Genomic DNA, 22143 nt, shown 5'->3' with positions numbered 1-22143 from the left:
AGGCCCCTCACCTTCACACGGTAAGGGGCTTTGTCATGTCTACTTAAGCAACCGCATAATGATCACGTTATTAAGCCAGTTTAGTTCACTGTTGGTTAAGGTACGCTGCTGCACTTTTTCAAGCCAGCTCGCGTCTGTAATTATTTTTCTTTCACGCAGCTGCTTGACATTGCTTTGTAGCACTTTCCATTGATAGTCCGTAAGATTCAATGATTCCGACTCTCCTTTCAGTTGTCCCAATCTCAAATTAACTCTATCTTTAAACTGATGCCAACCTGTCCACTTATTATCTATATTCATGAGACGTGGGCAGTTTTTGCCGTTCCAATCATAGTGCCGGCGCAGCCGATCCACTCCCCAGCCGCGCTCATGCAGCATCTTGGCGACTAGATCCACTGCGTTTGTAAGAGTCTGAGCATACCCTCCTAGATCGACATCTCGCTCGCATATTTCAATACCGATGCTCGTCCTATTTCCACTCTTAGCGCCGCTGCCGTCGCCTGCATGCCAAGCCACCTCATTGAGTGGCAATACCTCAATCGCCTCCTTTGCATCTACAACGATGTGATAGCTTGCGGTACGATCATTAACAGGATTGGTCAGCCAGCCGCGCTCTCCTGCAGCAGTGCTTGTCGGATTGCCAGTGTTGTGTATCGTGATAGTCGCTGCAGATAGAGCTAAGCCAGGACGACGATTGCACGCCGTCCCCCGTGGAATGTGGGCTTTACGATAGGTGTACTTAGCGTTGCTCATTGCTCTCATCCTTCACCGCTTCATACGTTAATTCAAATATATCGGGCTTACATGGGTAAAACTCACCTTTTACACCTTTGATGATATAGTCTCCTGGGGATGCATACACAATGCCTTCAAGGGTAACGATACCGACTTTCCCTGATACTGGTTGTGTCATCTTATCTCCTAGACGATCATAAACCTCTCCTACATCTCCAGTGTATAAGAATGCTTCAACTTCAACCGGCTTTTTACGATATCTACTCATTTACTCTCATCCCCCGACTTACCACGCAGCACCTGCACGGCCTTCGTAATCACTGGCGGGATCGGCACGCCAAGACGTCCGGTATTTTCAATCAAACTCAGTAGCTCACCGGCCAGATAAAAAAAGATCGCCGCATCTCTGATCAGATGGGCGTCCCCGATAATCGTATCCAATAAATGAGCAACTGCCACAATGGCCAGCGTGCCGATCTTGCGAGTAACGCCGAACCATAGCTCCCTACTTGATGCTTTGCCATTTTTAGCAGCTAAGGCAACGCCGCTCACAAAATCAATCACGATAAACACTACCAATACAGTCATGAGCTGCGTCCACCCTCCAAAGAAAAATGATGCGGCTGCGCCGCCAATTGCAACGAAAAACTTTATCAAACTCTCCATGTTGTCACGCTCCTATTTGATTTTTGACAATAAAAAAAGACCTTTCGGTCTTGAATCAAACTTTCCATCTCGAAACTGCAATTCTGCTTATTCCAGTAGTAGAACTATACTGTATTGATAAGAACATTCCCGGCTTAGAAACAATTCCCTTACCGTTCATAATCCATGTACCGCTCTGCAAGTTAACTGCTGTAGAGTTTCTAAATTCGTCTATTGAAGCCTCTCGCTGGTTACTTGAGCTACAGTACACGTATACGCCATCAGTAAAAGCAACGTCTATTGGGGAAGGATTGACAGGAGATATTGTAGTCCAAGTAGTGCCGTTAGAGCTAATGTAAATGGCTGTGCCTCCTAGCGCCATAAAATATCCGTTAACGAATTGTATCGAACTGCAACTCTGTCCTAGAAGATTTCCGTGAGAAGTCCACGTTGTCGCATCAGTAGAAGTGAGAACTTCTCTCCCCTTCACAATTACAAAAATATTATTCCCGTAACTAATTATAGGAATAGTACTTCCCGTAAGAGTAGTTGCGAAATATTGTGAATAAGTGTAAGGTACATTACCCGGAGATACATATATGGAAATTTGAGTTGACTCATATCCCGCGCGAGACGTAACAAATACATATTTACTTGGGTTTCCTCCATAAACCATCTGGTTATTAACGGGACTATAGTGAGAACCAGATGGTAATCCTACTATGCCCCAATTTATCCCGTCACTTGAGTATCGCATCCAGTTTGATGTATCTGACGTTTGCCCCACACTAACGCAGAAAAAACTATCTCCTAGATACTCAAACATTCGTATCTGCCTAGAATCCGTAGACGATACGTTAATATTAGTTGATTGGGAAGTCCAAGTTTCTCCATTCTCGGATTTGTATAAATTCTTTCCTCCCCCTGTTAGGATATAAAAATATTTTCCGTCAGAAGTGAATCCATAATATCTTAGATCAGCATTTCCATTCAAGAATCCAGTAGGAGCGTTGTAGTAATCCCAACTGTATCCTACGCGCGTACCAAGGTAATTGTTGATCTTTCCTGCTAGCGATGCCCATGTCTCGCTGGAAGAAGCGGACACCCCACTCTTGCCAGAGAGGGCGCTAGCAATCGTACTTTTCCCCTCACTGGCTGATTGAAAAGCCGCTTCTGCTCGGTCGTACGCTGCCTTTACTGCAGATGCAGTAGCAGCTAGCGTTGTGCTGGTACTGTTTGTGGCTGTACTTAGCTGCACCGTACCGCGCGCCGACGTTGTAGCTGCAGGAATATCTGTGCCCGTAAGAGTAACGGCTCCTGTCTTGCCGGCAACGCTTTGCACAGGTGCTGCAGGAGCTAGCTTAGTGATAGCCTGAGCGACTCTTAGCGGAGTCATATCCGTTGTATTATCCGTGCCCGCCTCTGCTTGTGCTTGAGTCGCGATCTCCCTATTGACCTGTAACGCAGCAGGCGACCAGCCCCCGTAGTCCGCTCGGTAAATACGAGTCCACACACGCTGCTTTGCAGTTGTTTCGACGGTCTCGAATAACGTTTGTGTCACGTTATTCGCAGTTGTTGCCAGCGTAAAGACTTGACCATTCCCATACGTAAACGGCCATCCTCCACCCGTACCTGTTGTCTCCATGACCGACAGGCCTATTGGATAATCAGTGCCCGGCGTAGACATCCGGTATTGATTAAGAGATAGGACTTGTACACGGCCATTTACCTTTTGCAGCATATCAAGCATACCAGGAGACATTAAGCCGGATACCGTTAATGTCGCGTTCGGGATCGGGTCGGCTCCATCGGATAAGTGGGCTACCCCATGTTTGCCGGGAATAGCATCGCCGGTCGCTGTCACGATGATCTGTTTCGAGGCAGCGTTTTTAGTGATGTCTATACCAATACCGCCTTCAATCGTAAAGGAGTCTTGTTGTGCACTCGCTGCTATGCCGTTGATTGAGGCATACGCGTTTTGATTGGGTTGCGCTCCATTACTTACGCTGGCCAGCTTTGTGCGCTCGGCTGCTGTCATGATCTTGCCGCTGGAGGTCTCTGCAATGTCAGCAGCAGTTAATGTAACCGCTCCTGTTTTTCCTGCCACGCTTTTTACAGGAGCTGCCGATGGAGACAATGCTGTAATGGCCTGTGCAGTCCGTTGCGGAGTCATAAAGGCGTTTGTGGTCGTTCCAGCTTCCGCTTGGGCTTGTGTGGCAGTAGCATAGTTATCTACATTGCCTAGCCCAACCTGTGCCTTAGTTACGGCATGGGGATTAGATTTATTGGCTGCATGATTTGCAGCTGCTGTTGCAGAAGTTTGAAGCCCTGCAATATCCGATTGAACTTTGTCGAAAGCAGCAGGAATGCGTTGGTAGGTGGCATCAATGTTTTCATCTGGGCCTAGTTCAAGATATCGTGCCATCATTACACTCCCTTTCCACGTTTAGTATTTGCTAATTAACAGGCTCACACTGCTATACGTATCATTCAGCGTGCCTGACATATTGTTGCTCAGTGTGACCGCTCCATTAAGCTGAACACGATCACCGTTTGCTTTTGTGCCAATTACAGCCTGTACAAATGTATTACTTTTGTTGTACCCTGCTGGGAAACTAGCCGTAAAATTACCGCCCGATATCGTAGCATTAACTCGATGAGCGACAGACACATGATTACCATTAACCTTAAACTCCCCGTCGTCCTTGAGACAAAATATATCTCTCCATGACTCTATGGTGTGCGGGGTATTCTTCGCACGTTTTGACCACACAAATTCTGTGTTTTCCATTGATGCGCGGTTAGAGTACGGGTTAAAGCTGCCGCCCTCGCCATCATAAAAATTTATTGGGCAACGCATACCAAACAAAAAACTGTCGCTGGCCTTATCGTCAGAATCGAATAGACCATGATAAGCATTCCACAACATCGCATTATAGGCGTATACGTAATCTTCTCGTGGCAGGCCTGTAGAGCTGCCCCCTTGGAACATACCCAATGATACGCGCTTGAAGGGGAATACGCCGTTTCCATCTATCTCAAAGCCCTGTCCTCCTATGGTCATACCGCCGTAACTATCCGTCATAAAACAGTTATTCCAGCCATACATCGTAGCGTACTCAATCCACTGACCTTCCGCATTCATATAACCAATGTCCTCCCCTATTTGGTCGCGCATTGGATCGCCTTCGGCAAACGCCTTTCTGCCCAAGGCACGCCAAAGGTTAACGCCTTGGTTAATAAAGTCACCAAATGCGCCTTCTCCCGGGTAAGTTCCCCCGCCCTGGAACTGCCAGCCGAACGAAAAGTTGTCGATGTCCTTACGTTTGAAGCGTTTGGTTGATCGGTCATACCAAGCATTAACCAAAATCCAGAACTCGGTAAATGGAATATCTTCACGAATCCCCTCTATGACGGCTAAGTTATACGGTGAATTTTTCCCTTCAAATGCCGGAGGGAAGAATGCAAAATCGCCATGCATCCCTTTTGCGGCATCTTCGACATCCGCTTTAACCTTATCGAAAGCGGCAGGAATGCGTTGATAGGAGTCTTTAATTTTTTCGTTAGCGCCTAATTCAAGATAGCGATCCGTCAACTTCACCTTCTCCTTTCGGCTCAATAATGGATAGCCGCTCAGCAATAGCGGCTTGAAGCCCTTTTAGTAACTCTGTCTCTTTGCCTGGATGATAGGCCGATACGGCTGCAATCACTGCACATAATTCCTGTACGGGCTCAGCAGGATTCAGTTCACAACGCATAAGGTTTTCGATTCGTGGCATGTCACACCTCCTAGAGTAAGGAATGCAAAATAAAAGAGCCTACCTATTTGGTAGACTCTAATTCTTCAAGTTCCTTTTCGTATTGTGCAAGCTCTTCCTGCAATTTTGCGAGCTCTTTTTTGAACTCAGCTATACTCTGGTCGAAGAGGGTTGTGCTGAAGCCTTTTTCTATTTGCTTCTCAGCATGTTCTATCGAACCAGTAAGACTCTCAATTCTATACTTAGTTCCTTCGATAGCTGCGGTTAATCTTATATGATTATCCTGATACTCTTTAACCTTTGCATTGTATTCCGCAAGTTCTTCCTCAGTCGTGAAATTAAATCCAGTAGTATTTGTTGCTGTATCGCTAGTGATCATAACACCTTGACTTCCTTTCCATTCGACCTTAGCCCCAAGTGCTTCCGCGACATCACGCCCCGGTACGTAAGACTTGCCCTTGATGATGACCGCATCACTAACCTTGTTGCCGTCTACAAATACGCTCGCCTCTGAATCTACCTTTTTGCCGATTTGTGAAACCGTGTCAGCCAGCGCTTGGCCGCTAACCATTGCTGCCGCTCCAACTACAAACGCCAAAATCATATGCTTTAATGTGAACTTTTTCATAGGATCACCTCTATTTTTTACCACATTATAACATATTAGATTTGGGCATGCGAGTGGGCAGGAGCAGCATGGTAAGTTACAGGGGATCCATCAAACCTCATAAGCACCGTCCCATCAGGTATGCCGTGATTATGACTGCCACTAAAACCTGTACTTATGCCTGATGTGGCTTTCCCGTTAATCATGGACACTAACGCCCCTACTGTAATATTGAGATTGTCTAACTCTTGCCTTAAAGTTGTTCCCGTTCTCAAGTCTGTAACCTGAGAAAAGTCATTAAAATAGGACAAAAAGTGGTATACCCCTCTGCTGGACATAAGATAAAAATCATTTTGAGCCTGCATACCAAATATGCCGCCGGGTCCTATACCGCCGAAATCCATATAATCGTTCCCACGAACAAAGCGCAGCGCGGGAACCGCAGCACCTCCAGTTGGCGTGTAATTCGCTCTGAACTCAGCATAGTTTGTATTACTCTGCTTCACTCGGAACATATTATCAGAACTTGACATTTCGGCTAGTGGGAAGCTGCCTTCTGATGTGGCAATATTCGTCCCATAGATATTAGAGCCTCGTATCACACCGCCCCATATCGAGCTGCCCGTTATCTCACCGCCAATTATCGTACTACCAATAACCTCTCCAGCTTCAAGTCTGCCGCTGAATATACCATCTGCCCCTTCTAACGTGCCGCTAAATTTGAGCTTCTTATTGATGGTGTCCAGCCAAAATACTTTCTGACCAATTACATTAAACTCGAATTTATCACTGTTCCAGGTGCTGCTGGATATGCCGTCAGATCGTTGCACGGTAAAGCCGTTTTCAGGAGAGATCGTAACGCCAAAGTAAGGAATACCCTTACGTACAGCATTTTCGTTAAGTAGCTCAATCTGCTGGGTTAGTGCCCCTTTTACGACAAACTCAGACTGCTGATCAGATTTGGACTTTGATTCCAATTGCATCTTGATGCCGCCAGCATAGGTAAAGACCACATGCATAAGGATTGTTTCATAGTGCGTAATGCCGCCCCACGGGATTTTAGCGGATTTCCAACTAAAATTTGCGTTGCCCCATGCTGTGTTGCTTTTCTGATCGAAGCTAATACGGTCGCCCTGCTCATACTGAGGATAACCCCTTGCAGGAATAGTTACAGGTTGATAAGCAAAGCCATTTAATCGCTGCAGCAGATCATTTGTCGTTGCCTGTGTAGCAAAGGGGCAATCCACATATAGCGTTTCGTTTTCACTTCCTGTACCGGCTTCGTAAGTTAAGTTATCCAGCAAGTTGTACTTAACTACGACTCGACGGTATTGTTTAACAGGATTGGTTTGCTTTATATGCACATAATCAGACAACGACATATGCGCGCTTACAGCTTCACCCGCTTTAAACTGCCGCCACTTCAGCTCCCCGTTTTTCCCCATGTAGATGCATGCAGCATGAGCTGCTGCGATATAGCCCATCACTTGACGGCAACTATATCCAGCAGGACCAACAGGCACTCTATAAGCGGGATTGATCTGCACGCTACTGCCGTAATGAAAGTCTAACCGTGTACATATTTCATCCCAAACCGCTTGCATTGTCGTAGGATATGTCAGTGAGCTAATATAAGGCACATCTGCCATTACCAACCGATCATAGCATGTAAACACCCATACGTCTTTTTGACGCTCCCTACTGTCAACATAGAACTCGCCCATTGGAATCCAATCCGATGGAGCAAAGCCGCCCCACGTCTGTTCCTCTTGCCCCCAAGCATTACCGGTATTTCCCCAAGAGTCCCCTAGCGTAGGCGCGGGATTCGAACTATTGCCGGAAAACTCTACGGTAACATAGGGGACAATTCGAGTATTTGGCGGGATGACTTCATTTGTCCGCAACTTGATAATCAGTTTGCTGGGAATGGCGGTTCCAAGCTGCAGCTCATCCCCCAAGCTAAGACTGTTTTCCACCGTCCAATCCACAATACGGTCTTTGTTATAGACGCTAGATCCAACCGTGGCGTAGGTATTCACAATGCGCTCAGGCTGCTTTAGGTAGTGCTGCAATAGCGGTGATATTGGGTACAAGCTTATCACCTCTCCGTCAATATGATTTTAAGCCCCGACCAGTACAACACACCTTTGTCCATAACAGCAAAAGTAGCCGGGCGATTCCCCACATACATCCGCTTTGTTACGGTGCCGTCCATGGGGTCGGGGTATGTCACGTCAAAAAATACATCTTTCATGGACCGCAGCAACTCAGCCATCTTATCTTGAGCAATAGGTCCAAATTCAAGCTCAATCTGCCGTTTTACTGTAATACGATCTCGGTTCAGTGTACCGTCTGCTGTTCGTACGCTGCTATCCGCATCGTCAAAATCAAGGATAGTAGGCTTGAACACTGAAGGAGATACCGCAATATCTACGCCGTTAATTTTTATCATCAGGCATCCCCTTTCCTATAAGGTTAGTGGCGACTGACCTGTTCGCCGCGTAATATCATTTATGCCTTGTGCGGCCAAACGTCCAAGCTCAGTTCCGTTTACTTGCAGCACAGTGTCGCGTCCTTGGCTACGGCTCAACACTTCTAAAATTTGTAGCAATACCTCAACGACGGCGTGATTACTGCCTGATAGCATGTCTTGCAGCTTAGACAGCGGACTGATCACTTCTGGATCGACATTTGCGTTTCGGTTATCACCGACCATTGCCAATGTAGGAGCTGAGACTAAACCACCTTTGGCTAGCCTCGGGATTGTTGGAATATTAAAGCCAAATTTGCCGCCCTTTACTCCTGCAAGTTCTGCTACCCAATCCGGTACATCAATTGAGAATTTATTTATGCCCCTGATCATGCCGTTGATAAGATCAATGATGATATTAATAACGCCTTTTACAATACCAACAAGACCATCCCAAATTCCCTTAAAAAACGTCTTGATTCCTTCCCAAGCACGTTCCCAGTCGCCCGTAAATACGCCCGCAATAAAATCAATCACGCCGCCTAAAGCTTTAAGGATGCCTTTAGCCACATCTACGATAATGCCCAGCGCGGTGCCGATCACATCGCCAATCGTTTTAAATACATTCCCGAATGTCGGGCCTAGTTTCTGTACTAACCAGTTGACGATCGGCAAAATAAACTCATTGAAGATGTCAGATGCTGCAGTTATCAACTTACCGATAAACGTGCCGATCTCTTTAACAAGCCCTTTAAGATGCTCATCCCACAGCCGTTTTAGCACACCTAACATATCTGTAATGAACGGTTTCAAGAAATTGTCCCAGATGTTCTCCCACAATTTCTTAATGTTATCAAGATTATCTTTGAGGCTATCAATAATTTTAACGCCCCATTCGTCCCACCAATCGAATATAATGTCCAGCGCGTCTTGGATAATGCCAGACACTAACTGCATAGCTGGATCGATGGCATCTCGCCAGATATCATCAAAGATTTGTTTGGCTACGTCGAAAAGACCTCGGAATATCTCCGTGGCTCCCGACAGGAATTCGGTCAGCCGCGGCAAGCCCTCCGTCACGAACTTGTCGATGATCGGAAATACTGCATCCCAAAGACTCGACACGACATTCAGCGCGCTATCCCCGATTCCAGCAAGTATGCCGCCAGCAGTCTCAATGCCTTGTTGCCATAGTGGGACAAGGTCGTTTAGTACCCAGTTAGCCAGCGGCGCACCGAGTGTCTTGATATCAGCAAACATAGAGCCAAACTGCTCCTTCCAGCCCGCGAGAACGGGCATGATCTCGTTGAGCGCGGTTTGGATGGATGGCCCAAACGTTTCTTTTAAGGTGAGCCATACGTTGTTGGCAGTGTCTTTTATTCCAGCCAGCGATTGCTCAAACGTATCGAGTTGGCTGGTATCTATCCCAAGATCAAGCTTACCTGTGGTCAATGAACCAAGATCGACAGCCCCCACGGCTCCAGCTCCAGCCAGAGAATTAGAAGCATCGCTCATAGCCTTTGCAGTCGATTTGCTCAGTGTGTTGAGCTGGTCGAAGCCTGCTAGACTACCTTTGACATCTTTGCCGGCTTTCTTAGCGGCTTTCCCAGCTTTACCTGTAGCGGCTCCCATGTCGTCCAAAGCTCCAGCAGCACCCTCGGCAGTATCTGCCACATCCGTTAATGGTGCAGTCATACCCGCACCACCAGCATTGACAGCATCACCAAATATAAGCTCGGTAAAGGCCTTAAAGTAGGCTGCTGCCACTTGTAGTTTTGCTATGAGCCAATTAAGCCCTCTAACAATTGGAGTCAGGATATTGATAAAGCCAGCCCCCATGGTACCCTTAAAGATATTCCACTGCTCGCCCATAATCCGGATCTGGTTCGCCCAGGATTGACCATTGCGGGCAAAGTCGCCTTGCGCGTCTGCAGTTACTTTCAGCAAATACCCATACCGCAGCATGGTTTGCTCCGCTTGCGTCATACTCAGCCAAGACTTGGTTATCCCTTGAGACATGGCGTATGCTTCCATGTTCACGACGGACATGTTGACACCTAGCTGTTTAAGCGGCTCAGTCTCACCAACCATCCCGGAAAAAACTTTATAAAAAGCTTCATCGGTGCTCAGGTTATAAAATGAAGCCATGTCAGCAGCTAACTCAGTCAGGCTGACAGACATGTTTTTCATCACTTCGCCGCTTACGCCGGATGACTTGAGCATAGCCCCCATGGTGGATGCATACCGCTTGCCCGCCAGCTCTGACAACCCAAAGGAGTCAATAAGATTGGAGGACCAGTTGTTAATCTCATTGGTCATACTGCCAAATGTAACGTTAACGACGTTCTGGACCTCAGCAAGATCAGATGCGAGATTAATAGCTTCACGCCCAAAATTAACTAATGTCCCCACAGCAAAGGCTCCTGCGATGACACCGCCCAAGCGTTTAAATGCACCGCCTACCATGTTTGTAGCGTTGCCGGCAATGCCTGAGAGCTGTCGCTGGAATCCGTTGTAATTGATGCCTAAATCTAAATTAACTTGTCCAACACTACTACTCATCCATTGCCACCTCCAAACATGCTCGCAAACATTTTGCTTAGTTGGGCCACATCCTGTTTAAGCTGCTCAGGATTAGCAAGCTTTTGCGCAGCCTGTCGCTTTTGCCAATCTCGATAGATTTTGCGTTGATCAGGCGTGAATGACTTAATTACCTTTTGATCTTTCTCAGCTCGGATCGTTACTACACTACCTAGCGGCGTATCGGGCATCAAACCAGCTACCAACGTACAAAATTCATCCCAAGGCATATCACGATGCTGCCTGATCCGAATACCGTATTGCTTGGCTAGGCTCGCCTCAATAAGCGCCCAGTCCTCTTTGAGGTCGTACCAAGTGTCACGGTTAGGAGGACTGTTGAAATCGCGCAGCAGCTTCCTCGTACGTTAGGTTCTGCGTGGCTGCTAGAATGGCTATGGTTAGCACCTTTAGATTTTGTAACTGAAACTTAGTCACACCAATTTCTTTGTATGCCTCTTTTCCAAGTGCACCCTCAATTGCTGCTAGTAGCTCTTTTGTGCCTCCACCATTAGCCAGCTCCTCAAAACGCATAGCAGCTTCAATGGAATTGTCTACGGCGTATTGCGTGTCTCCAATCTGAATCGTTGGTTGATCATCTGAAAACAGTTCTGTAATGTTGATATTTTTAGCCATGCATAATCATCCTCTCCATAAAAATAGACGATCTCTAAAAGATCGCCTTAACTTCCCCCGCTAGCCGGTGTGTATGTTGGCACACCATCACTCATAATTTCAACCTCAAGCCCTGATACATTTGTGCTGTCTCCACCGTTAGGCGTTGATACACTAATGATGCAGTCAAACGCTAGCTTGCTGTTATCCGGAAATATAATTTCAAATTTACTTGAGCAGTCAAGACCAGACTTCCATGCTGTACTAGCTACATAATCATTACCAGGATCGCCAACATGCCGCTTACCATTAAGCGTGATGGAAAATCCTTTGCCTGTCGCAAGTCTGCGGATCCAGCCTTTTGTCTCCATCGGCGTCCACTCTTCGACGTTGGTATCGATTGCGATCTGAAATGTTTCCATTTCTTTAATAATCACCATCTGCGCTGCAGCGCTTGCGCGGCCAGATGTGCCAACCTTAAAAACAATATCGAAAACGGGAAAAACTCCGCTAGTTACTGCCATACGTTCTCACTACCTTTCATGATAAATGTGTACCTCAATCACGTACTCGTAGATACCCTCGTCATCTGTGCCGACGCTGATCGGCTCAGGCTGCGGCAATCTAAACATGATCACTCGCTTACCGCTGATGGTGACATTAGAAACACCAAAAAGCGCATCATAAACCTCCTGCGCCTTCTGTTCAGCAGTATTAGAGTTGCGCCCCCAATGGACGAGAATAGATACCGCTTTGACACTATAACCTGTTGCAGCCTTACCACCTACAGCAAGGCGCTGTGGCGCTCCTGTCGTGCCATAGATGCCGATACACTGTTCTTTCTTTCCGTCAATCTTGCCAGCATACCATTGCGGGCTGTCGATCTGCGTTTTCAGCCAATCCCTAAATGCTCCAAGAGTCAATGTCATCGGATCAGCCCCCCGCCTAGCTGCCTTACAAACTTCTTATAAGCATCCTGCACCCACTTTTGCTTATCGCCACTGTGGTAAGCTTCCATCCATTTTCCTTGGGCATTAGCATTCTTATCTGTCCGAAAATCATATTCAGGATGCCAGTACAACCGCCGGGCATATGGCGTGTCAAATATGATACGAGCTACATCCTTTTCAACCTCTACAAAGCTGCTGCGCTCCAATTCACCTGTCTGCTTTGGTACAACAGCCGATGTCACAATATCCGTTTTAACGGCTTCTGCTGTCATTTCTAAAGCCTGGTGCTGAATCTGAGATAGTTGAGATAGAGCGCTGCGCTTCATAATTACATTAACTTTCATCAGCTCAGCTCCAATTCTGTCGAAAATACAGAACCATCTGGATTGCGAGGACGCTTTACACGATAGATGTTTTTGCGCTCCCCGCTCACTATGACATAGCCCTCAAATGAGGAGCGATCAGGCGCAATGTCTCCCTCAATGACGATCAACCCGCTAAGCAGCACCAATTGCCGCTCGGCGGTCATAATCTGCCTGCTGCGCTCATCGTAAAAGCATTTGTCATCGTGCAACAGCTCCTCAACTGGCTCGCCATCCTCTGAAAGCTCCGTTAGATAAACCTTTACAGGCGTGACTTGATTCCATTTTGGAAAAGGGAAGCGCATTAGCATAGCCTCCGATCCATGAGGCCTGTTGCTTTAAGCAAATTAAGAACGGCGCTAGAGGATTGTACTTCCCCCGCGCCGCTGCCTTGATCTTTACCGAAACTCATTGATATGCTGCCAGCTCCATAACCGCTGAAGGGTACATCCAGAAATGCGCCATACTGAAATCGAAAATCCGCATGCTGGCAGACAGCCTTAATAACCCGATCACGTTGAAACTGTGTCAGGTTGCCAAATCCTCTGCCAATAATACGGCTATAGGTTAAGATGTCAATTTCATCTGATGCCTGGTCAAGCGCCTGTGGAAGCTTATCAGGTGGAATGGAACCATTACCGTATCGGGCGTAATCATCCGCTGTAGCGTAAGCCATAGCGCATCACTTGCCTTTCTTAGCCGGCTTGTCAGGTTCGGTAGTTGGTTCTGGCTTAGAGTCAGCATCCGCAACCGCTTTAAGCGTTGCTAGTATTTCTTCATCTGTTGGATCCGATCGCTCAATTGTATAGCCTTTTTCCTCAAACCATTGCAGCAAGTGTGCGTCATTAGTCTCTCCAACTCCGTTAACAAACATGACGCTTGCAGACAGCCCTGTATATTGACTATTTGGTGCGATTACCTTAGCCATCTATTCTTCACCGCCTTCCTCTGGATCAGAGCCGTCATCAGGCACAGGGTAGCCTGGTTGAGCAGCATCTTGCATTACCGTGCCTTGTCTCACTGTGTCCCGTTGTACCTCGTAGCCGTCGCCCTGTGGCTCCAGCTCATCTTGTGTAGGGCTGCCTTGCCGAATGCCGACATAGTAGCCGTTCACATAACCGTTAGCTAGATCGTCTTTGTACTTCATATAGCCACCCTCCTTTATACTACTTTGATTTTACGCATAACGCCTGCGGCTTTTGTACGCTTAAGAGCAACTGCTGCAACCATCTCAGCCTCACCCTTTTTAACCGCGCCTACTGTCGTGAAATCAGGCAGCCACGCCTTTACTGGTGGATGACCTGCCATAGAAACACCGTGGAATCCATCCAATCCCAAACGAGCAACGTACAATGACGTTTCGCCAGACGCATTTGTTCCTACAACAGGTTCGTTTGTACCTGCTTTCTCACCCAGATCAACAAGCGGAATATTGTCATAATGTTCAACATTTTCGCCGAACTCGTTTTTTGTGGTCGTATATCTTCCTGCACGACGAGCTACTGCGCGAATTTTGGCAATCAACTTGAGATTGCCCATAATTGCTGAAGGTTTACCGTCTAAGCCCATCAAGAATTCATCCAGAATATCTAAAAATGAATTGTAATTGGCATCAAGTGCAGCAGAATTGGACAGGTCAATGGCTGTTGTCGGGATAAGCTCAGTAGCAGATCCAGTCAACGCTTTGTCCAAACCGTCGAAATACTCCGCATCAACAGCGCTATCACCGTTAATAACGGTATCATTAAACAGGGCCTGCGCTGCCTTAATCTTTTGGCTCATTTGCAACTGCACCTCGTCGGCGATACCGCCCATTCCTGCGATAATACGGTCAAGCTCAAATGCTCCACCAAACACCTTAAGGTCTACAGTGTAGCGCTGTTTCTTAACTTCCTGTGACGAGTATTCACTGTTTACGGCGCGAAATTGAGCAGTTGGCTGCGTGATTAGACGGGTATAGCCATATGTCAATGTGGCACCGCCACCTGTTGGGCTTACCGCGTCATCAAATGTCATGTTATCCAACAAAAAGTTATTCTTACGAAACTCATCAATTACACCCTGTGTTAGTGCGTCTTGTACATTTTTCTTTGCTTCTGACAATGTTACTGCCATTTAAATCACCTCATCATTATTTTTGTGCTTGGAAATGAGCCGCAATCGCATCTTTTAGCGATGCCCCTGCAGCTGCTGGTGTCGGGTTGCCGCCACCGCCCCCTACATGGAAGCCTGGCTTCTGTTGCTGTTGTTGTGTATCGTCCTTGAATAAGAATCCCTTAGTCTCTTGAAGGGCTTTAATTTGCTCGTCCAGGCCGACGATCTTTTCACCATCAATGACCAGCTTCGTCTTATCAACCAAGCCTGCAGCTAATCCTTCATCATGGACCTTGCCTGTTAAAGCTGCTTTGATCGCATTGGATAGCTGCAACTCCTTCAGTTCAGCAGCATGTTTCTCAGCAGCAGCCTTATTCTCAGCTGTCAGCGTTTCAATCTGTTTTTTCAGATCCTCCGACAAGCCTGCTGTCTTACCTAGCTCCTCGATCTGCTTGTCGCGCTCAGCAACATCCTTCTCAGCTTTCTTTCGCGCTTCTGCCTCTTCGTTGTACTTGTCCTTCGGCATAAAGTGCTTCGGCAACTCCTTGCTTGCTTCGCCGGCAATCTTCTCGATCTGCTCATCCGTCAATCCTTGCGCTTTGAGTAGTGCTTTCAACCATTCCATCTATTCATCATCCTCCATACTTTTTTATACTGGTCAGTGCCAGTTAGAGTAGGCCGCTATGCTCCGGCCAACGAGCAATAGGCCCCGGCAGTCTCAACCGGAGCCCATGAAAAAAGCACCCTCGCTAAATGCGTGAGTGCTTCAAACTTCCAATATCTCGCAACTGACTATATCCGGGATTGGAATGCCGATGTAATGATCCTCGCCGATCTGAACACCAATGGAATCATAATCTAAGTCTTCCATAATCCCCACCTCATAGGAGATAATCGAACCAATAAAAATATCACCGTCTTTATCCACTATCTTGACACGCTCGCCGATCAAATCATGATAATCCATCAAGTATTCCCCCTCCCTTTCTTCAAACTTGGATAACCGGGTACGATGTGAACCCCATCCTTAGCATAGTGGATGATAAACACACTCGTATCCGCCTCGGTGCCAGTTAAGTTATTTACTGCCTTGCCAATAATACGATCATTGACCAGAATCGTCTCCTTACGATCCCACTCACCCTTTTTGTTGAGTTTGACGCTGCCCGTTCCAGCATATTGCTTAACTAATTCCGTAACTTCCTCTTGACTAATGGTTAGCCGTGAAGGACCATACTGCCCTTTGATTTTAAGCTTCTCCACATACTGGTTATATTCATGCGTACCTGGTATGTGCTTATTTTGCTGACCACGTAGGATGCCTTTCGGTTGCTCGGTAGATCGGATAAGTTTCTGTATTTCCTTTATCTTCTCACGATCAGCAGCGGTTTTCAACAGCTTATTTCGTTCAGCTGATCCTAATTGAGCGTCAACCTTTTCTCTTTTCCTATCCCTGCGCAAATAATCGTTGTCGGCAAGATGGGCTCTGATACGTTCTTGCCATTCCTTTACCTTTGCTGCGTATTTGGCTTGATTAGCATCGTCCATGCTGCCTGCTTCTAATCGTTTATACTTCCTGATCTGGCGCTCCATGTATCGCTGCTGTTGCTCTGCATCATATCTAGTAAGCGCCACTTCATCCTCCACAGGCACATCAGGCAGCCTGCTGACACCGGGGAAGAACGTAGCTAAAGTATGTCGGCAGTTCGGATGAAAGGCACCCCTAGACATGGCATAGGACAAACGCATGTAGCCTGTTTGATTAGAGAGCTGTGCTGCCTTTGTCTTGTCAATTGATGTGTACACATCATCGATAAATACTCTTCCCTGAAACGGCAAACACATCGGGCTACAATTCCCGTGCGCGCTCATGACTACCGTGTATACGCCCCATTCATCACGTTTGCTACCCTCGCCCAAAAACGTTGCTCGCTGGCTTACTGTGCGTAGCGCCATTTCAGCATATGCAGCTATGTTTACCTTACGGCCATCCCTATACGTTATGCAGTCAATACCGCGACTTAAAAACTCTTTTGTTGCCATATCCATAGCTTGATTGATCGTCACAGCTCCAGCAGTTACATAATGGCTTGTACGATAGACAACCTGCCGATACACATCATCCATCTTGCGGTAGATCGCGCCCTCAGTAGCTTGCAAGTCCCGCATAATACCTTCTTGCAGCGCATCAAGCTTTCGAGTGTTCAGCGCGAAAAAGCTATCTTCTTGCGTAGGCGGCGGCATATCCAAATAGTTTCGTATGACAGCTGGTAATAAGGGCTTAATATTCTCAGGAATAGAGAGCAAGCCTGTAAACGTCTCTCGACGCAAACCGAATGGCTTTAGGAAGAAATTGATTATTCGATTCCATCGGGATTCCTCTTGGCGGCTGCCTTGATCGTAGCTCTGCTTTACAATCGCGCCCGTTAACTCCTCTGCCTCGTTGACAGCAGCACGGATAAGGCGGCGATTGGTCTTTTGGTAGTTTGCTAGAGCGCGCAGCTTGCCTGCCTGCCATTGCTCCCATCGGAAGCCCTCGCCTATCTCATCTGTTTGATGCCGTTTCAAGTTACGCTTTAGGCTGCCGATCAAGTCCAGCGTCATGCGCTCAAATACCTCTCGCACGTCATATGGATCTGGCATGTTACTCACCGCCTGGTGGATCTATTTCAGGTGGATCGTCTCGCCTTCGCACTTCTGGCTCCTCCACGAGCAAGCCTTGTTCCTCTTTCAAACGCTTCACTTCGGCAGCCTTTTCGTCATCGGTCCAACTGTCGCCGTAAAGTTGATTCACGCTCTCCTCAATTGACATGATGTTATATGCTCGGGCTTTACCGACCGACTCAATCACTTCATCAAATGATGGACTAGCATACTCTCCGAACTTTGCAGTAGCCTCGTATACTCCTGCAGCACGGCTTTGCATCGCGTCGTATACCTTTAGCGTTACATCTACGAGCTGCGGAAGTACACTGTTGAGCGCTTCTATCAACTTGCTACGAGTATAGAGCGTAGCTTTCTCCTTTTCGCGCTGTGCCTCGGCGTTATCACGCTTTTTAAGATCGATGCCTAATGTGCTCGGTGACACAATACCCTGCAAACACATATCCAATGCCGATGCATAGCTCTCAACAAACGCTTGATAGTGTATTTCAGGCTGCACAACCTCGATTTTATTTTCTGCGTCCTCTTTGAAATTATTTCCTTTACGTAAAAAACCATTGTCGAACGGATTAGGCTGCTGAAACTCTCCAGTATGCGGATTTTTCGGAATCAAGTCCTCAGGGATATACTTCTGCACCCTGCCACTACGAATAGCGTCCACCCACTGGCTAATAATCTCATCCAATGCGTCAAATTCGTCATTTTTAGAATCAAATATCGACTTACCTCTACTCGGCCATTTTGGAGACTTGAAGAACTGCATCGGTACGGCCATGATCCAATCCCCATCATAGATAACTTCTGGCTGCAGCTTCTCTGTTTCAGGAATGCTATTCAGCGGCACTTCCTTACCGTACTTGTTGAGCAGCCTAGATCGTACATAGCCGCGACCAAACGACTCCTCTAGGCGATAGTCGTTGTCGTTGTGGTAATAGTCCGTATAGAACATTACTTCCTGCAGTCGCCCACGCTTACGTACGTAATCAACTTGTTCCCCACTGTAAAACTCTAATATCGGATAATCGCTCACATCAGGATCATAGCTGACCTTAAATGCTCCATCGCCTGCAACTAAGGTCTCTGTAATGGATTCAGCTAAGAGCTTATCGAAGTTGTTATCCTTTGCGATATCTTCCCAATCAGCAGCTGTTGTTTCGATGCCGTCAAAGTCCGTTATGACAATATCGGCTAACGTTCCAGCGATCATAGCCGGCAGCCCACTGTGAATCTTACGAATGCGCAGCCCTTCACTAGCAGTAGCTGCCCAGAAGCGCGCTTTGCTAACGGGATCCATCGCAGCTTGTATTGCAAATTGCTCCAGCTCGCTCGGATCACCGCGATACCATAAGCGGTTACGCAACACATTTGTCTGATAGCTCAGTGGCTCTCGTATGACGATCTGCTTGACTTCTTGAGCGGGTTGTATGCGTAATAGCTTCATAATCATATTTTTAAACCACCCCATTTCTATACCTCCAATCTGCCTTTGAACGGCTGTACTGCGTACTCGCTGCTGTCCAAGCAGTCTACTGGATAGCTGTCGTCATCTGTTCGCACCCACTCGCCCTTTTGCCGCTCCTCTTCATCCCATGTGGCATTCTCCAGCGCTTCAATCCATTGCTTAAGATGCTGAGCAACTTTATATCGCCCTTGGTTGATTAGGATGTTAGTCAGGCGTATGCGGTCGATGATACCCTCTTTCTTGTATGCAGGAGCTACCTGTATGTGAATGCCCCTACGCTTTAGCTCATTAGCCAGCGCCTGACGGAATAGCTTGTCTGCTGACTCTGCGAAAATATAAGCGGACGCAAAAAAAGCAGGGAACATCTTTCCCCACTCTACTATTTTGGCACCGATCTCCTGCGCATATCGATCATGTGTATAGCCCGTTTCCTTGCCCTGCTTGTGGTAATAGCCATCAATCAAGATGACCTCTTTGTATTGCGGCGTCATGCCTGTCAGCGTAGCAACCGTGGCTGCTGTGCCGCCTATATCGATACCGATCGAAAAAGCAATGAAGCGCTTGTCCTTGATGTAATCACGATTAACCAATACCTCTGCTGCCTTATAGCCTGTATAGATGCGCCCTGTCGCTGCGGTACGCTTGCCTAATATGTCAGCTTGATACCATAAGCTTGTCTTGTCATACGTCTTGAGCAGTTCCTTCAAACGCTTGTCCGGTATGCTGAGATTGCCCATGACTGTGAAATGCCCGTAATTGTAACCCGGATTCTCTCCGCGCTTCAGCAACTCGTCCTGATAGTCCAATATGTCCCGATAAAACCAATGTGCCGGCGCTTTCGGGTTCAAGTCAAAGAATAGCTGCCGCTTCGAACTGGCTAGCGTTCGGTCGAATACCTCTTGCACAAATGTCTGGTGACACTCATTTGCCTCTGTGCCGTATACCGTACCATAGGAGTTACCCTTGATTCTGGCCGCATCATTTTTCTTGCCGCCACCGGCCATGATGATGATCTTCTCGCCGACTTTTGTTTGAATATAAAGGGCATTCAGATTCTTGTATTCTCCCTCTCGGCATCTACCAGCAAATATATGCTGCAAACCGAAGCCGTTGCTGTCAATGACGTTCATCTTTGCAGCTGCAAGCGTCACGCCGAATACCAAATGCAGCCTGTCGGGATGAGTTTCTAGCACCATCGCATAGGCAATTAGGTTGATGATATTCTTCCCAGCTCGCTTGCCGCCTTCTGCTACGTTAAGCCATGCGTCTTTGGTGCGACGTATATATTCAGTTTGCTTAATCGTTAATGGTGCATATGGAATGAGTCCTGACTCAGTCATCACTCAACACCCTTTCAGGAGCCGGGTTATTGATCAGATCAGCCAGTGCAGTAATTTGTGCTTGCGGATCCGGCTTATCTTTATTGGCTGAATCATCAAACAGACCAAGATGGCGACCTAGCATTTCCAGTGCCTTTAACTTATCGTGCATCTTGACTTCAATTCCATGCTTTCCCTCTTTGATTGCAGCAATGGCTATCTTAGTATCTGCGGGCAGCTGATCCGTTTCAATGATTTCGACAGTTTGATATACGTGCCCGTTGTTTGTCTCTCGACTAACTACCCGTACCACGTCAACAGCTTGCGCAAAACCTACTGCTGCCAATTCCCGAAGTACTCGATCGGCTGTAATTTCTGTACGCTGCTCACGCTTGCTCATAGCTGCCTGAATAGCAGCTTGGATACTAACATTTGCTAACAGCCTGGCCCCTTGCTCATTGGCTGTCTTTGAGCTATAACCTGCTCTAATCGCTGCTTGTGTCGCGTTTAGATCAATCAGATATTCTTTGACGAATAGTTTCTGCTTCGCTGTCAGTTTCACTGCATGATCACCACCTCCGAGACGTGTTTGTATGTAAAAGAAAAAAGCACCCGTTAAGGTGCTAATCAAACATTTGCATTATTGCTTCTCTCTCAGTCTCACATTGTTTGCATTTGAGAGTTACCTTTGCCTCTGTTAAACTGATGTATTTATGCTTGATAGGGTTAAGAGAATACGTTCCGCAATTAACGCAAACATATTCCTTTGCTTCCTTTCTTACAAAGCTATAGAACCCTTCCTCGAACTCCTGTTCCATTACACTTCCCTCCTCAAGTCATACTCCGACTATGGGATGCGTTTTCCTGTACTTAAAACCATAATAGTTAATGCTTAACCTAGCAAAAAAGCCACTCAATTGATTGACTTGGAGAGTTATAATTTATTCATATCCACTTCGTAACCGGCAGCTCTTAATTCCTTAGCAACTTTATATTCCCACGCACCGTTTTCGTCTATTCGCTCCCACAAAACCCCTTGTAGATCAGAGGGTATTTCAATATCGCCTTTCAACAAAGCCGAAACTTTGTTTCGTCCTAATTTGGCAATAAAATATCCCCATTCAAAAACAACATTCTGTCTAGCACGACTAGTTGCACTTTCCGGTGTTGAGTTTTTTGAATACCCAAAATCATCAGGTGTTAGCAGAACAATAGCATAACCTACGTCCGATAGCCTTTCAAGCTTTTCAATGATCGTATTACCTCGACTTTCTTGCTCGTGAAAAATAACGGCTGTCAAACCTAATTTTTCAATAAATCTAGCCGCAGAAACTTTGGCTTCATTGTCGTGTCCGTGAATTATAAACACTTTATTGAAATCAGTCGTACGAGCAATATTTGTAATATTTGGTATTTTAGATTGATTGATTTCAGGTATTAATTCAAGTTTATTATCAAGGTTTCTCAAGTAATTAAGACAACCATCCATTTCATCATAGAAGTCATTAATATCATCCAATAAACTCGACTCTCCTGGTGAATACATAACATGAAAGCCAACCATAGCAAATTCTTCAGAGTACTGATCATCATCAAACAACCGTAATAGGAGTTCTTTGGTATAGGATTCCCAACTGTTTTTTTCATTCTCCGCTTGCTTCAGTTCATTTCTATTGCTTTTTGGTAAGTCTCTTATTACTAGTCCACTTTCAATTTGACTTTCAATTTTCTGTTTGGCTGATTCTCTTGGTACTACAAGCGAAACTCTTTTTCTTTGTGGTACTTTTGTTTGATCTTTTCCTCTAGCCATTTTCCGTTTTCCCTCTTTCTGTAGAATGTTAATTTTACAAGAGAGAATTCGACAAAAAGGAAGGTGTTTCCTTCT

The 22143-nt window shown here is 46.5% G+C and carries 27 protein-coding genes; all 27 read right to left on the bottom strand.

Features of this window, described 5'->3' with window-relative positions; all coding sequences use genetic code 11:
• Positions 1-39: 39 nt before the first annotated feature.
• The 27 genes from KJS52_RS00245 to KJS52_RS00115 all read right to left on the bottom strand — a co-directional run bounded on the left by KJS52_RS00245 (position 40) and on the right by KJS52_RS00115 (position 22068).
• Positions 40-753, bottom strand: coding sequence for a peptidoglycan recognition protein family protein (locus KJS52_RS00245; protein WP_213512574.1), 714 nt, complete (start codon positions 751-753; stop codon positions 40-42).
• Entirely contained in the window at positions 740-1003 is a 264-nt protein-coding gene (locus KJS52_RS00240) for a hypothetical protein (RefSeq protein ID WP_213512572.1), read from the bottom strand. Before KJS52_RS00240 ends, KJS52_RS00245 begins: the two co-directional genes overlap by 14 nt.
• On the bottom strand, positions 1000-1401 hold the full coding sequence (locus tag KJS52_RS00235; RefSeq protein ID WP_213512570.1) for a phage holin family protein: 402 nt from the start codon (positions 1399-1401) through the stop codon (positions 1000-1002). Before KJS52_RS00235 ends, KJS52_RS00240 begins: the two co-directional genes overlap by 4 nt.
• A 55-nt stretch (positions 1402-1456) precedes the next feature.
• Positions 1457-3805: a tail fiber protein gene (locus KJS52_RS00230; RefSeq protein WP_246563004.1), complete on the bottom strand. Its 2349-nt coding sequence runs from the start codon at positions 3803-3805 to the stop codon at positions 1457-1459.
• 21 nt (positions 3806-3826) lie between these two features.
• Entirely contained in the window at positions 3827-4975 is a 1149-nt protein-coding gene (locus tag KJS52_RS00225) for a hypothetical protein (protein ID WP_213512568.1), read from the bottom strand.
• Positions 4956-5159: a hypothetical protein gene (locus KJS52_RS00220; RefSeq protein ID WP_213512566.1), complete on the bottom strand. Its 204-nt coding sequence runs from the start codon at positions 5157-5159 to the stop codon at positions 4956-4958. Before KJS52_RS00220 ends, KJS52_RS00225 begins: the two co-directional genes overlap by 20 nt.
• A gap of 43 nt (positions 5160-5202) precedes the next feature.
• On the bottom strand, positions 5203-5766 hold the full coding sequence (locus KJS52_RS00215) for a stalk domain-containing protein (RefSeq protein WP_213512564.1): 564 nt from the start codon (positions 5764-5766) through the stop codon (positions 5203-5205).
• A gap of 35 nt (positions 5767-5801) precedes the next feature.
• Positions 5802-7838: a hypothetical protein gene (locus KJS52_RS00210; protein WP_213512562.1), complete on the bottom strand. Its 2037-nt coding sequence runs from the start codon at positions 7836-7838 to the stop codon at positions 5802-5804.
• Between the two features lie 5 nt (positions 7839-7843).
• Positions 7844-8197 (bottom strand): DUF6711 family protein, encoded by a 354-nt coding sequence (locus KJS52_RS00205; protein WP_246563001.1) that lies wholly within the window; start codon positions 8195-8197, stop codon positions 7844-7846.
• A 15-nt stretch (positions 8198-8212) separates the two neighbouring features.
• Positions 8213-10777, bottom strand: a complete 2565-nt coding sequence (locus KJS52_RS00200) for a phage tail protein (RefSeq protein WP_213512560.1) — start codon at positions 10775-10777, stop codon at positions 8213-8215.
• Positions 10774-11079, bottom strand: a complete 306-nt coding sequence (locus KJS52_RS00195; RefSeq protein WP_246563158.1) for a Gp15 family bacteriophage protein — start codon at positions 11077-11079, stop codon at positions 10774-10776. Before KJS52_RS00195 ends, KJS52_RS00200 begins: the two co-directional genes overlap by 4 nt.
• A 40-nt stretch (positions 11080-11119) precedes the next feature.
• Positions 11120-11428: a hypothetical protein gene (locus KJS52_RS00190; RefSeq protein ID WP_213512553.1), complete on the bottom strand. Its 309-nt coding sequence runs from the start codon at positions 11426-11428 to the stop codon at positions 11120-11122.
• A 47-nt stretch (positions 11429-11475) separates the two neighbouring features.
• A complete protein-coding gene (locus KJS52_RS00185; protein WP_213512551.1) occupies positions 11476-11931 on the bottom strand; it encodes a phage tail tube protein in 456 nt (151 codons plus the stop codon).
• 9 nt (positions 11932-11940) lie between these two features.
• The gene (locus KJS52_RS00180; protein WP_213512544.1) at positions 11941-12336 is read right to left on the bottom strand and encodes a minor capsid protein; all 396 of its coding nucleotides are present in this window, start codon (positions 12334-12336) and stop codon (positions 11941-11943) included.
• Entirely contained in the window at positions 12333-12701 is a 369-nt protein-coding gene (locus KJS52_RS00175; protein WP_213512542.1) for a hypothetical protein, read from the bottom strand. The genes KJS52_RS00180 and KJS52_RS00175 overlap by 4 nt, the downstream gene beginning before the upstream one ends.
• The gene (locus KJS52_RS00170) at positions 12701-13024 is read right to left on the bottom strand and encodes a hypothetical protein (RefSeq protein WP_213512536.1); all 324 of its coding nucleotides are present in this window, start codon (positions 13022-13024) and stop codon (positions 12701-12703) included. Before KJS52_RS00170 ends, KJS52_RS00175 begins: the two co-directional genes overlap by 1 nt.
• The gene (locus tag KJS52_RS00165) at positions 13024-13395 is read right to left on the bottom strand and encodes a head-tail connector protein (protein ID WP_213512534.1); all 372 of its coding nucleotides are present in this window, start codon (positions 13393-13395) and stop codon (positions 13024-13026) included. The genes KJS52_RS00170 and KJS52_RS00165 overlap by 1 nt, the downstream gene beginning before the upstream one ends.
• 6 nt (positions 13396-13401) lie before the next feature.
• Entirely contained in the window at positions 13402-13647 is a 246-nt protein-coding gene (locus KJS52_RS00160) for a hypothetical protein (protein ID WP_213512532.1), read from the bottom strand.
• Positions 13648-13866, bottom strand: a complete 219-nt coding sequence (locus KJS52_RS00155; RefSeq protein WP_213512530.1) for a hypothetical protein — start codon at positions 13864-13866, stop codon at positions 13648-13650.
• A 14-nt stretch (positions 13867-13880) separates the two neighbouring features.
• Positions 13881-14834, bottom strand: coding sequence for a major capsid protein (locus KJS52_RS00150; RefSeq protein WP_213512528.1), 954 nt, complete (start codon positions 14832-14834; stop codon positions 13881-13883).
• A 16-nt stretch (positions 14835-14850) separates the two neighbouring features.
• On the bottom strand, positions 14851-15438 hold the full coding sequence (locus KJS52_RS00145) for a phage scaffolding protein (RefSeq protein WP_213512526.1): 588 nt from the start codon (positions 15436-15438) through the stop codon (positions 14851-14853).
• Positions 15439-15579: 141 nt separating this feature from the next.
• Entirely contained in the window at positions 15580-15780 is a 201-nt protein-coding gene (locus tag KJS52_RS00140) for a hypothetical protein (protein WP_213512524.1), read from the bottom strand.
• On the bottom strand, positions 15780-17456 hold the full coding sequence (locus tag KJS52_RS00135; RefSeq protein ID WP_213512522.1) for a phage minor capsid protein: 1677 nt from the start codon (positions 17454-17456) through the stop codon (positions 15780-15782). Before KJS52_RS00135 ends, KJS52_RS00140 begins: the two co-directional genes overlap by 1 nt.
• A gap of 1 nt (position 17457) precedes the next feature.
• Positions 17458-18924: a capsid protein gene (locus KJS52_RS00130; RefSeq protein ID WP_246562999.1), complete on the bottom strand. Its 1467-nt coding sequence runs from the start codon at positions 18922-18924 to the stop codon at positions 17458-17460.
• Between the two features lie 20 nt (positions 18925-18944).
• Positions 18945-20279, bottom strand: coding sequence for a terminase large subunit domain-containing protein (locus KJS52_RS00125; protein WP_213512518.1), 1335 nt, complete (start codon positions 20277-20279; stop codon positions 18945-18947).
• The gene (locus KJS52_RS00120) at positions 20272-20820 is read right to left on the bottom strand and encodes a terminase small subunit (protein ID WP_213512516.1); all 549 of its coding nucleotides are present in this window, start codon (positions 20818-20820) and stop codon (positions 20272-20274) included. Before KJS52_RS00120 ends, KJS52_RS00125 begins: the two co-directional genes overlap by 8 nt.
• Positions 20821-21192: 372 nt before the next feature.
• Entirely contained in the window at positions 21193-22068 is an 876-nt protein-coding gene (locus tag KJS52_RS00115) for a TIR domain-containing protein (RefSeq protein ID WP_213512514.1), read from the bottom strand.
• Positions 22069-22143: the final 75 nt, after the last annotated feature.

Origin of the sequence: Paenibacillus montaniterrae, assembly GCF_018403185.1 — a bacterium.
In the GTDB taxonomy this organism is placed as follows: domain Bacteria; phylum Bacillota; class Bacilli; order Paenibacillales; family Paenibacillaceae; genus Pristimantibacillus; species Pristimantibacillus montaniterrae.
The sequence above is the reverse complement of the archived record's forward strand: the minus strand, read 5'-3'. Positions and strand labels throughout refer to the sequence as shown.